The sequence below is a fragment of the Gudongella ferriphila genome (genome assembly GCF_046224405.1).
Classification (GTDB): Bacteria; Bacillota; Clostridia; order Tissierellales; family Tissierellaceae; genus Gudongella.
Window position 1 is genome coordinate 1 of record NZ_JBJXRK010000026.1, and the last position, 12,775, is coordinate 12,775.

Annotated in this window: 10 protein-coding genes; 9 read left to right on the plus strand and 1 reads right to left on the minus strand. The window is 39.5% G+C overall.

All coding sequences use genetic code 11. The features are described 5' to 3' along the window. Nucleotides 1-133 precede the first annotated feature (133 nt). The 6 genes from ACKVDP_RS11100 (at nucleotide 134) to ACKVDP_RS11125 (ending at nucleotide 6,230) form a co-directional block, all read left to right on the plus strand. Nucleotides 134-637, plus strand: coding sequence for a hypothetical protein (locus tag ACKVDP_RS11100; protein ID WP_409228929.1), 504 nt, complete (start codon nucleotides 134-136; stop codon nucleotides 635-637). A gap of 304 nt (nucleotides 638-941) precedes the next feature. After that, nucleotides 942-1,532 (plus strand): accessory gene regulator B family protein, encoded by a 591-nt coding sequence (locus ACKVDP_RS11105; protein ID WP_409228930.1) that lies wholly within the window; start codon nucleotides 942-944, stop codon nucleotides 1,530-1,532. A 337-nt stretch (nucleotides 1,533-1,869) separates the two neighbouring features. Beyond that, nucleotides 1,870-2,436 (plus strand): hypothetical protein, encoded by a 567-nt coding sequence (locus ACKVDP_RS11110; protein ID WP_409228931.1) that lies wholly within the window; start codon nucleotides 1,870-1,872, stop codon nucleotides 2,434-2,436. 305 nt (nucleotides 2,437-2,741) lie between these two features. After that, entirely contained in the window at nucleotides 2,742-3,452 is a 711-nt protein-coding gene (locus tag ACKVDP_RS11115) for a LytR/AlgR family response regulator transcription factor (protein ID WP_409228932.1), read from the plus strand. A gap of 9 nt (nucleotides 3,453-3,461) precedes the next feature. Continuing rightward, complete coding sequence (locus tag ACKVDP_RS11120; protein WP_409228933.1) at nucleotides 3,462-4,757, plus strand: ATP-binding protein; 1,296 nt, start codon at nucleotides 3,462-3,464, stop codon at nucleotides 4,755-4,757. A gap of 525 nt (nucleotides 4,758-5,282) precedes the next feature. Beyond that, the gene (locus tag ACKVDP_RS11125; RefSeq protein WP_409228934.1) at nucleotides 5,283-6,230 is read left to right on the plus strand and encodes a hypothetical protein; all 948 of its coding nucleotides are present in this window, start codon (nucleotides 5,283-5,285) and stop codon (nucleotides 6,228-6,230) included. 259 nt (nucleotides 6,231-6,489) lie between these two features. On the opposite strand, the gene katG is transcribed toward ACKVDP_RS11125, so the two are convergent. Next, the gene (gene katG, locus ACKVDP_RS11130; protein ID WP_409228935.1) at nucleotides 6,490-8,682 is read right to left on the minus strand and encodes a catalase/peroxidase HPI; all 2,193 of its coding nucleotides are present in this window, start codon (nucleotides 8,680-8,682) and stop codon (nucleotides 6,490-6,492) included. A gap of 491 nt (nucleotides 8,683-9,173) precedes the next feature. On the opposite strand from katG, the gene ACKVDP_RS11135 reads away from it, so the two are divergent. Genes ACKVDP_RS11135 through ACKVDP_RS11145 form a run of 3 tightly spaced genes read left to right on the plus strand, consistent with a single transcriptional unit; the run spans nucleotide 9,174 to nucleotide 12,765 of the window. After that, nucleotides 9,174-10,121: a S66 peptidase family protein gene (locus ACKVDP_RS11135; RefSeq protein WP_409228936.1), complete on the plus strand. Its 948-nt coding sequence runs from the start codon at nucleotides 9,174-9,176 to the stop codon at nucleotides 10,119-10,121. Nucleotides 10,122-10,153: 32 nt separating this feature from the next. Then, nucleotides 10,154-11,782, plus strand: coding sequence for an ABC transporter substrate-binding protein (locus tag ACKVDP_RS11140; protein ID WP_409228937.1), 1,629 nt, complete (start codon nucleotides 10,154-10,156; stop codon nucleotides 11,780-11,782). Between the two features lie 14 nt (nucleotides 11,783-11,796). Next, nucleotides 11,797-12,765 (plus strand): ABC transporter permease, encoded by a 969-nt coding sequence (locus ACKVDP_RS11145; RefSeq protein ID WP_409228938.1) that lies wholly within the window; start codon nucleotides 11,797-11,799, stop codon nucleotides 12,763-12,765. Nucleotides 12,766-12,775 lie beyond the last annotated feature (10 nt).

Consider the following 12,775-nt stretch of genomic DNA (forward strand, 5'->3'; position numbering starts at 1 on the left):
TTTTAACTGAGTTCGAGCATTTTGACTCATCTTTATCTTAAATTCCTTTTTACTCAAAGTACGGACTTTATAATGGTTTGAAACACATAAAGCGTGTATAAGCTCTAAACATAAGACAAAGGGAGGTTAGTGAATGAAGATTAAAAATTGGGCTTTTGTTATAATTACAGCTTTTATTCTAATAGTATATGGTTTAATTTCAAGCCCTAGGGATGAGATAACTTCAATGAAAAATATAATCTCACGAGAGCTTAAGACTAAAAACACAGTAACAATAATTAACACAATTGTAATTAATGACTATAGACTTACTTCTTATGTACTGAAAGATGCAGATGAGTATGAAAAAGCAGGGTATGTCTATTTTAGAATAAATAATAGTGGCAATTATGAACTTATTAGTCTTATTGATGCTGATAATATTACTGAGAAAGTGGATAATATTTTTGCATATGAATTTTCTGAATTAGATGAAAATATTTCGTCAATAATAAAGGAGGATTATTCGGTTGGTAAAAGTTCCTTTATTATCAGTAATAATTCTCAACTTGCTAAAATAGAGCGAATAATAGATAATGGAGAAATTCAAACAATAATAATTGATAACAATCCTCTATTACTTTTTTTCGAGATTTAGAGGGAGAAAATACAGAGGAATATATATTTTATGATAAGAAAGGAAGTGTTATTAAATAAGTTTTAGAGACAAGGGGACAGGCACTTAGTCAAGGCTATTTTTGTGTGTAAATTCCTTTGGTATGATTTTGTGATGGGTCATCCAGAATAATCAAGCGGTTTATACAGCGAAACCTTGTGGAGAGTGAGAAGGTAGAACTTAGAATTGTTTATCAAACAGATGTAGTGGACTGTCAAAAATTTCTTGTTAAAGTTTGGTGGGAAACAATGTATTATTAAAGAATTTTAAATGGAGGGGTTGTATCTTGAGAGTATTTATATCAAAGCTTGTTGATGGTTTTCTTGATAGTGGAATTATCACAGAAGAAGAAAGAGATATTTATGAATTCGGACTAGGACAAACTATGGTCACAGCTTTCAACCTAATTACAATCCTGGCTATAGGCATTGTCTCAGGAGAACTATCCAATCTGATAATCTTTACTTCAGCATATGTATTTCTAAGACAATATGTAGGGGGATACCATGCAGAAACAGGGCTTGGGTGCTATATGATATCTATTGTGATGATCTTTGCGGCATTGATTGTTTCAAGATACGTTGAACTGGACATGGTATCCTATCTTACTGCTTTAGGTGTATCTAGTTTTGTATTGCTGAACTTCTCACCTGTGGAGGATTATAATAAACCCTTGGATGATTTGGAGATTTTTGTGTACAGAAGAAAACTCAAGGAAGTGCTGGCTATTGAGGTGATAGTACTATTTGGATCATTGACTTTTGCGCCTGACATAGCCAAGATGATAATCACTGCCATGGCTGCCATGGGGTTTATGGTCCTGCTTGGCATACTCAAGAATAGGAAGGTAAAATCGAAGTTAACCGTTGATCAATAACAAGGCCTCACCCCTGAGTTTCAAGATGTTATCCATGCTGATTTTCCTTATATTTTCCATTTAGAGAGACCTATTAAACAACATACAACATGATGTATAGTTATTCGTTTATAATAGCATATATTGTGGTTAGCAAATCACTTTATGTGTTTTTTTTATACTTTTTTGCCTTTGCTTTGCAGGGAAATCATCAAAAAAATACTAATTCTATGGATAGGTAGAGTTAGTTGGAATAATATATCCATTTTTGTGATATACTATACTAAATAAGTTTGTAGTTGTGCACATTAGTAGATTTATATGATATGAAGTGCTTAATGAAAGGATGTAGATAAAATTGATTAAAAACAAGAGAACAACAAAAATTTTGATTGCTTGCATTGCTTTAATTATCATAGTTGCTTTTATTGGCTTAATGGCTAATTTCAGGAAAGACTCGAAATACTATGCCAAAGAATTTCTCGAAATAGTTACTAATCCAGAAGAGTTAGAATCAACAAGATACTACCGTGATATTTTTGACTCTGAAGGAACAGGTCAATATAGCATTGAGGAATACGGTGAGTCAATGAAAAAGGATTACGGAGGCTTAATGACTGATAGGGGATTTGATAGTGCCATATCGAATCGGTTTATACCATGGGATGTCTTGATAAGAGAGGATGTTGATTATAAGGTTGAAGTAGATTCTGTTGATATAATAAAAATGGGCGACTATGAAGACGGAAGAGTTCATTATCGTTATTCAATATCACTTAGAGTTTCATTCTCTGATGGAGAAAATGAAGCTATGACAGTAGCAGGTGACATTGTCATGGCTGAAGAAAATTCTCAATGGTTAGTGGATGCATTTAGGGGGAGTTCAGATTATCAGGACCTTTATAATTTGTTTTTACCCTTTTAGTTCATATAATTTATATTATGTGCATCAAAATTGAAAATTTATAAAAATCGAAGCTTTGTTATAGGCTTCTTTTTTATTGTCTCTTAAAATGTGTAAATATGGGCTCTTCAAAAAAACATAAATTCTCTGCGAAGTAAATGGCTATTTTGCGTAAAACAGAAAAACGTAATCGCTAAATCAACAGTATTTAAGCAGGTCCCGATTATTGGAATATATAAGATTTTCCAATATATGGTTGACCCTGAACATTATTTGGGTAGAGTTATATAAAGATGCAGGGTATCCACATGTGAAGGGGTGAAAAGATGATTAGGATGGCAATATGTGATGACGAGAAGGATATTTGTTCATTTTTGGAGGAAGCCTCTGAAAAATACCTTGAGGCTAGAAGAATGGATTACAGTATAGATGTCTTCTATTCAGCAGACGCCCTGAGGAACCACCTTAAAAAGGGCAATGAATACGAAATGATATTTCTTGATATTGAAATGGATGGACTCAGTGGAGTTCAGCTTGGTGAAATCCTAAGAAATGACATAAGGGATGATGCTGCAAAAATAATATATGTTTCCTGGCAGGAATCCTATGCATTGGAGCTTTTTAAGATCAGACCCCTGGATTTTTTAATCAAGCCCTTGACAATGGAAAGGGTTGAGGCAGTCCTTGAGCTTGCACTAAGGCTATTGAACCAGGAGAATGACTATTTTGTCTATCAGCAGGGAAGTGTACAGGGACGGATAAAGATTTCAGAGATTGTTTATTTCTCAAGTACACTGAGAAAGATAGCCATGCGGACAGTTGATGAAGAGATTGTTTTTGCAGGGAAGCTGGATGATCTTGTGAAAAGCCTAGACGAGGAATTGTTCTGGAGAATCCACAAATCCTTTATCATCAACCAGATGAATGTGAAGAGATTTGAGTACAATAATGTGAAAATGATTGATGGAAGTACCTTGCCCATCAGTCAAAGCTATCGGGTGGATATTAGAAACAAACAGAAGAAAATGCTCAAATAGGAGAATCATATGAATAATAATTATGAAGTTATTGCAGCCATCAGCGGGATACTGGGCACCTACGCAAGATACAATTTCATGCAGACCTTTAGGGAAGGGAGGGGAAATAAGCCCAGGCTGGAGTTGGCAGTTATGGGTTTATTCTACCTGGTATCCCAGGGAACGTATTTTTATTTTGATATTCCCATAGTCAATCTGCTTGTCCAGATATTTTTTCTGGTACTAATCGGCCATGTAATGGAGCTTGGATTTAAAAAGACCCTGCTTGCTGCATCGGTTGTGATCCTTATTGTTGTTGCAGTTGAGAGCGCAGTGGTATTTATGACAGGATACATAAGCGGGTCCCTTACCATAAGGGCAGGTTATCAGTCCATATTTGGAATAGTTACAGTCCATCTGACTACACTGCTGGTAAGCTTCATATTCAAGAATTTTAGTAATGTTCGTAGAAACATTGACATACCATTTAACTATTGGATGGCAGGATTTGTGTTTCCCATATCATCCTTGACCCTTCTGATTGTAATATTCAGCTTCAGTGGTGACAGCTCTGCAATGGTTGTTGTGAGCACAATAATGGTAATCATTATGAACATCATTGTCTTCTACATGTATGACAGGCTGATGTGGCAGTACAACAGGAAGCTTGAGGAAACCATCATAGAGAATATGAATATAAGATACAAGAAGCAGCTTGAAATGATGAGGACTAGCCTACACAGTTCAAGCTCCCTTAGACATGACTTAAGGAGGCATCTCTCCACAATGGAAGTACTCCTTAGGGAAGGGAATATGGTAGATCTTAAGGAATACATGGATCAAATCAAAGGGAAAATGGATGATGAGAGGATGGTTTCAAAGACCGGAAACCTTGTAATAGATAGCATAATCAATTATGAGGTCTATACCTCTGAAGCAGGAGAAGATAGAATTCAGATTAGGAGCCGGGGGATTCCCAAAAGTCTTGGCATCCAGGATCAGGATCTTACTGTAATTATTGGAAACCTTGTGTCCAATGCACTGAATGCAGCCACACAGGTGCAGGACGGAAAGGTTTATGTCCAGATTAGATTTGATAAAGGGGTTTTTTATGTTGGCATTGAAAATGATTATAATGGATACTTGAAGCATAGGAATGGGAAGCTGGTGACCACCCATAAGGACGAGAATTTCCATGGTTACGGCTTGGAGAATATCAGAAGGGTATTGGAAAAATATAGTGGGGATTTTTTTATGGAACACAGTGAAAGTAGGTTCAGGACAGAGGTAGTTATTTACGAGAGTTCGGATATGAGTAAAGGCTAACACAATACTATTTCGTAGATATAGGGGATAGGAACTTTTTATGCAGTAACAAGCTATTCAACGAGAAAATAACTATTAAAAATCTCAAAAATGTTGCCAAAAGGTTCACCAACGGGTAATTGTCAATTGACACATTATAAGGTAAATACCGGTGTAAGATGCATCTATTGTGGATATCAAGAAGTGAATTTCTCATTTGATAAAGTCAAATCCACTTGCAATGAAGTGGGCGGAGGTGTACATTGGGTAATTCCAAATAAAACCCATGCGGATGGAATTGATGTACATGATACCATTATAGAGCTGTCCGGTTAAGTGGTACAGTACTGCGTTAAGGTGGATTTAAACTACCGAGAAGGTGGGTCTGTTTTGCCGTGATGATGGGACTATTGAACCGAAATATTCAGTCGTATAAACGATGATATACTTACAAATATGCGACCAGGTTTTTGCTTTAGGTGAAAGTGCGAAGTTTGGTAATTAACAACAAGTGATTGGTACAGTCTAAGGGGTGTTTAGAGATAAATGAAAAAACATGTAAAATATATATTTGTAGCAGCAGTCATCGTCTTAACAATGTTATGGATTATAGAATTTAGATACGGACAAACCTATTATGACTTTCCTTTGACAAGGACTTCAGTTGAAAATGCATTAAAGGAAGCCAGTTTAGATTGGGAAATTATAAAAGAGGATTCGCTAGATGTAGGTAATAGCTTTTTTACACTATCAAATTCTGAATATCCTCAAAAGATAGACATTGCCAGTATGAGTAAGGATGATATGCTGAGTTTTGCAATTATGCCAAGAGATTCAATTTCCCATGAGTATATTATTTTTGATGATGTCACACGAAAGCAGCTACTGCATTTAACGTGTGAACTGACTGGTATTGGAGAGAATGGGTCTATCTATAGTAAATTTAGCAAGTATATTGAGGATAGAGATAGCAGAAAATATGGTCCAGCAACATGGTATTACAAAAGCAAGGATGAAATTTTAGAAATAAGCATGATTCAATCATCTGCCCATCCAAACAAGTATCAGATATCATCCATACAGGTTAAGAATATTGCATTCTTTGAAGAAGGCAGAAAAATATTTGCTAATTACACTACCCAAAGCTTGAAAAAACAAGGCGTACCAGTCTATACATATATTCCTCTTGATGATATTGAAAGCTACATCTCAAAAGATAAAGAATCCATATCCCGAATAGTAATTGTTGGCAGATTATCAAACATTAAAAAACCAGGAGCGGGAGAATTAGAAGCATTTAATTTCAATGACCCTGATTATGAGATTTATCCGGACGAGTATAGATTTGCTCAAATAAGTGACGACTCAGGTACTATAAAAGTTATTATTCCAGCGTATATTGTCGATTTATCTCTTCGGGCAGATAAAAAAAGAGAATGGCATATAAACTATCACCCTTCTAGTGATATATACGTTGTAGATTATGGGATATAGACATTTAGTCCCTGTTGGGTAGTACAAAATAGTTTGTGTTTTATCCTCTGAATTGGGATTGCGGGGGAACCAACCCTTTTTAACCTGTCCCTCCTTTTAAAAAACCCATGTATACTTCACTGGGAGGAAAAACCCGATGACTCCAAAAGAAATAAGTCCAAGGATCAAACCATCAAAATTCATAATAGAACTATCCTCCTAAACAATATGATATTGGCAAAAGGGCAGCCTAGCTGCCCTTTTGCAGTTTGGTCATGCTTTACCTAAGATCGAATCTATCTGCATTCATAACCTTGTTCCAAGCCGCAACAAAATCCTTGGCAAATTTTTCTTTTGCATCGTCGCTTCCATAAACCTCGGAGATAGCCCTAAGCTGGGAATTGGAACCAAAGATGAGATCTATCCTTGTTCCTGTCCACTTTAACTCACCTGATGCCCTGTCGTGTCCTTCAAATACATCCTTGTCATCCTCAGTTGGCTTCCACACAGTCTCCATATCCAATAGATTGATAAAGAAATCATTTGTCAAGGTTTCTGGTCTTTTAGTGAAAACACCATGCTGTGAATTTTCATAGTTGGCATTAAGGACTCTCATGCCTCCAACGAGAACAGTCATCTCAGGTGCAGTCAAGGTAAGAAGTTGAGCTCTGTCAACAAGAAGCTCCTCGGCACTCACTGAGAATTTGTTTTTCTGGTAATTTCTAAACCCATCTGCCTTAGGCTCGAGCACAGAGAAGGAATCTATATCTGTCTGCTCCTCAGTTGCATCCATTCTCCCTGGGAAGAATGGCACCTCAAGCTCCATACCAGCATTCCTGGCTGCCTGTTCAATACCCGCACATCCTCCCAGGACTATAAGGTCAGCCAGGGAAATTTTTTTGTTTCCAGTCTGAGATTCGTTAAACTCCCTTTGGATATCTTCAAGCTTAGGGAGAATGCCACTTAGCAGAACAGGTTGGTTTACCTCCCAGTTCCTTTGAGGTTCAAGCCTGATTCTTGCTCCGTTTGCACCACCACGCTTATCGGAGCCTCTAAAGGTGGATGCTGAAGCCCATGCAGTTGACACAAGCTGAGAAACGGACAATCCAGTAGCTAATATTTTTTCTTTAAGTGCTTTTACATCCTCTTTATCCACTAGCTCATGATCAACCTCAGGGATCGGATCCTGCCATAGCAGATCCTCATCAGGCACCTCAGGTCCAAGAAACCTTGACTTAGGTCCCATGTCACGATGGGTCAGCTTAAACCAAGCTCTTGCAAATGCTTCCTGAAACTCTGCCGGGTTATCCCTGTATCTCAACGCAATCGGTTTATAGATCGGATCCATCCTCAGGGAAAGATCTGCTGTAGTCATCATAGGTGCATGTGTCTTTGTAGGATCGTGAGCATCCTCAACAGTTTTGGCCGCTTCAGGATCAGTTGGTATCCATTGGTGGGCACCTGCAGGACTTTTAACAAGATCCCAGTCATACTTGAACAGGGTTTCAAGATAACCCATATCCCATTTGGTTGGATGAGGCTTCCATGCTCCCTCTATTCCACTTCCAATGGTGTCTCCGCCCTTGCCGCTCCCGTAGGTACTCTTCCAGCCAAGGCCCATTTCCTCGATGGGTGCAGCCTCAGGCTCTCTTCCCACATGTGTTGCAGGACCTGCTCCATGGCACTTGCCGAAGGTATGACCACCGGCTATAAGGGCGACAGTCTCTTCGTCATTCATGGCCATTCTTGCGAAGGTCTCCCTGACGTCCTTCCCGGACTTAAGAGCACTTGGTTCTCCGTTTGGTCCCTCAGGATTAACATAGATAAGACCCATCTGAACAGCTGCAAGTGGATTCTCAAGATCCCTTTCACCGGAATATCGCTTATCACCAAGCCACTCGGTCTCAGAACCCCAATATACGTCCTCCTGAGGCTCCCACACCTCCTCACGACCGCCAGCAAAACCAAAGGTCTCTAACCCCATGGACTCAAAAGCGCAGTTTCCTGCAAGTATCATAAGGTCAGCCCAGGAAATGCTCTTGCCATATTTCTTCTTTATAGGCCACAATAACCGTCTTGCCTTATCCAGGTTCACATTGTCTGGCCAGCTGTTGAGCGGTGCAAATCTTTGTGTTCCATCTGAAGATCCGCCACGACCGTCCCCCATTCTGTATGTACCTGCACTGTGCCATGCCATACGAATAAACAAAGGTCCGTAGTGACCGTAGTCTGCAGGCCACCAATCCTTGGAATCGGTCATAAGCTTGTAGAGGTCTTCCTTCACTGCCCCAAGATCAAGCTTTTTAAATTCCTCTGCATAATTAAAGTCAGTGTCCATAGGAGTACTTAGGTTTGAGTTCTGATGAAGCATTTTCAGATTTAGTTGATTAGGCCACCAATCCTTGTTGCTGGTACCACCACCTGAGATGCTTCTATTGGTATGACCGGTTACGGGACATTTCATTTCTTCCATAAAGCTCCCCTCCTTTAATGATCTACTAATACCTTCGGCGTACATTAAACAAACTAGAGTACAACCTACAATCAAGTATATTCTTCTAAAATCGGCTTATTTGTAGGATAATTCAAATAATGTAATCGTTACAAATAATATATCACACTTACTGCTTTGCTTCAATGCAGTATTGATACCCAAAATATTAAATTTTGCAATAGGGGATGCGGATAAAATTTGGACAAATGTTCAGTAGGGTATCCATATCCTCCAGAGAAGGAATAAACAGAGCCATATAGCTGTACATAAAATATGATAAGCGTATTTCCGATGTTATAACTGTGCCTTTTGCAATATTTAAAACTAGAATAAATCATGAAAAAAATTATCTAAAAGTTCAAAATAAATAGTTAATTTTAATTGACTAAAGTTATTGGACAGAAGTATAATTAAGTAAGTGATTAAATGATGAAACCAAGTTCATATTATGAACAAAAAGGAGGATGCCTATGATAAAGCCTAAGAGACTTGAAAAGGGAGACACTATAGGAGTTATCTCACCAGCAAGTCCGTCTGAAAAGAAAAGTGACATACTGAGAGGAACCGAGTATCTTGAGAGTTTGGGATATAAAGTTGTAGTTGGAAAAAATGTTAACAAAACCAAGGGATTTGTAGCTGCATCTGAGGAGGAGAGAGCTGCCGATTTCAATGAGATGTTTAGAAGGGATGATATTGATGCAGTGTTTGTTACCCAAGGGGGTTATGGATCCGCACAAATAATACATCTTATTGATTTTGAGGCAGTACGGAAGAACCCAAAGATTCTCACCGGGTTCAGCGATATAACTTCACTGCATCTTGCCATACATAAGAAAACGGGAGTAATTACCTTTCATGGTCCTGGTATGAGCAGATTTAACCCCAAGGAGCTTACAGATTACACAAAGGAGCATTTTTTCAAGGCGCTGTCATCAGCTGATCCGGTTGGGGAGATAAGATTAGCGGACAACAAGGCCTGGCTTCACAGTATTGGCCCTGGAACGGCAGAAGGTGACCTGATCGGAGGGAACCTGACCCTTGTGTGTGCAAGTTTGGGTACACCTTATGAAATTGACACCAAGGACCGAATCCTATTAATCGAGGATGTTGAAACAGAACCTTGGATATTCGACCACAATCTTTCCCACCTTAGAAATGCGGGAAAGTTGAAGGACGTTAAAGGTATTGTTGTTGGAGACAGTGAAAGCTGTGTTCCCTTCAAGCACAATCCAGGATTTTTCAGCGACACCAGCTTGGAGGATGTACTGGAGTACTACCTAAAGCCTTTGGGAATACCTGTTTTGTACGGTCTCCCCTTGGGACATACAAAGGATTTGGCAACTCTGCCAATGGGGGTGAGAGTGAGACTGGATGCTGACAACAAGACATTTACTGTTTTGGAAAGTGGAGTGTTGTAGGGGATTGAAACAATAAGACAGGAGGAATAATAATGAAAAATCGTTTTAGAAGGATAACAATTTTTACTTTGATTCTTATCTTGGTTACAGTTCAGATAGGTTGTGGTGGAGGTCAGGCTCCGGGAGAGGAATTAAGCTCATTTACTGTGGGGTCCAGCGCTTCCTTTGACACAATGAATCCCTTATCATCATACATGCAGGTAACCTATGAGTTCTTTATGCTGATTTATGACCCACTGATCAAGTATGATGAAAACTATGATCCAGTTCCAGGACTTGCTAAGGAATGGGACATTAGCGATGATGAGCTCACATGGACATTTAAACTCCAAGAGGGAGTTAAGTGGCACGATGGGGAACCATTTACATCTGAGGATGTCAAATACACCTATGAGCTGATGATGGATACAGGCCTGGGATATATGTACAGTTCATATCTCACTGGAATTACTGATATTCAATGTCCGGATGATAATACTGTTGTTATGACAACAGACTTCCCTAAGGCCAACATGCTTATGAATTCAACTCCGATTCTTCCAAAGCACATTATAAGTGAGATACCGGAAGATGAGCTGGAGATTTGGGCCAATGAGAATCCAGTTGGAACAGGGGCATACAAGTACGACTCAAAGGGCGACAACTTTGTTAAGGTAGTTGTAAACGAGGATTACTTCGGATCCATACCAGAGGTGGATGAGTACATCTTTGTAAGCTATGACAATATCGACTCAATGGCTCAGGCACTTATGCTTGGTGAGATAGACGGAGCCAATAATCTCAATACCGCACAATACCAACAGCTTATGGATGATGAAAATGTATCGGTTATATCTGGAGAGGAAAAGGGTTTTATGCAGGTTGGGGTAAACTGCTGGATGGATGATGAAAGTGGTGGAAATCCCCTTCTGTTGGATAAGAATATCCGTCAGGCCATTGAACTGGCAATCGACAAGCAAAGGATTGTTGATATGTCCTATAACGGTCATGGAACAGTAGGAACCACATTGATAAATCCGGGGGATTATTTCCACTATGAGCCTACAGCTGAGGAGCTGAGAAGCTACGATGTTGAAAAGGCCAAGTATTTGCTGGATTCAGCTGGATATATGGATTCGAACGGTGATGGAGTAAGGGAATCAACAGATGGCACTCCATTGGAATTTGAGTTGATCACTATTGCAGATAATCTTGAAGAGGTGAAGAGTGGTCAAATGATTGTTTCTGACCTTGCTGCAGTTGGCATCAAGATAAACAGTGTTACCATGGATAGTGGAGCTCTGTATGACAGAATAATTGGAGGAACCTATGACCTGTTTATCTGGGGCTGGGGATCCGATGTAGACCCAACTGTTATAACTGGGGTACTGACAACGGACCAAATTGGGGGAAATAATGAGCCATTCTTCTCCAATGCAAGATATGACGAACTGTACCTTCTTCAACAGCAGGAAATGGACGAGGAAGCAAGACGTGAGATGGTATGGGAAATGCAACAGATTGTATACGAAGAGGCTCCATATATAGTAATAATCTACGCAAACAACATCCAGGCAATAAGGTCTGATAGATGGACAGGCTTTAAGCAGATTCCTGAAACAGGTACCTATTTCTTCAATCTGACAGACTACAACTATCGGAACATAAGACCAGTCGAATAAAGGATGATTTTGATATGACCAGAAAGATAATTGTCAGAAAGTTGTTTTATGCATTGTTGACCATTCTTGTGGTGCTTGTTTTCAACTATATCCTCTTTAGAGTGCTCCCAGGGAATCCTTTGAACATGATGATGAGAAACCCAAGGGCAACCCCTGAAACCATAGCGGCGGTCAAGGAATTTTATGGCCTTGACCAGCCGTGGTATATTCAATTCTTCACCTATTTTAAGCACTTGCTGACAGGGGATCTGGGGGTATCTTTTGTCTATAAGGCACCGGTGGCAGATGTTTTGGCTCAAAAGATACTTCCCACTGTTCTTATGGTGGGATTGGCAGAGATAGTTGCTATAGTTGTTGGTATCTTCCTGGGGATACTTGCTGCATGGAAAAGAGGTACAAAGCTTGATGTTGCAACATTGAGCTTTTCCCTTGTAACTTATTCGGTTCCGACATTTTGGCTTGGGATGATACTTGTTGTGATATTCTGCGTGCAGTTGAGGATTTTTCCTACAAGTGGCATGTTCACTCCTGGAAAAAGCTTCCCAACCACCTTTGCCATGCTGCAGGACCTTTTTATGCATCTTGCCCTTCCTGTTCTGACCATGAGCTTGGTTCTCATTGGTGAGTATGCATTGACCATGCGAAACACTCTTATGGATGTGCTCAGTGAAGACTACATTACAACAGCAAGGGCAAAGGGTTTCAGGGAAAGGTATATTCTTAAGAAGCATGCATTGCCAAATGCAATGCTTCCAATGATTACAATAATAGCGATAAATGTCGGGTTCGTTGTTGCCGGGGCCATTCAGGTTGAGACCATATTCTCTTGGCCTGGACTTGGACGGTTGATGTATGAGGCTTTGAGGGCCAGGGACTATCCTTTGCTCCAGGGTGTATTTTTGTTAGTGACAGTATCAGTTGTTCTTGCAAATGTATTGGCGGATATAACGTACTCCTACATCGACCCCAGAGTCAAGAATTGACGGAGGTTGT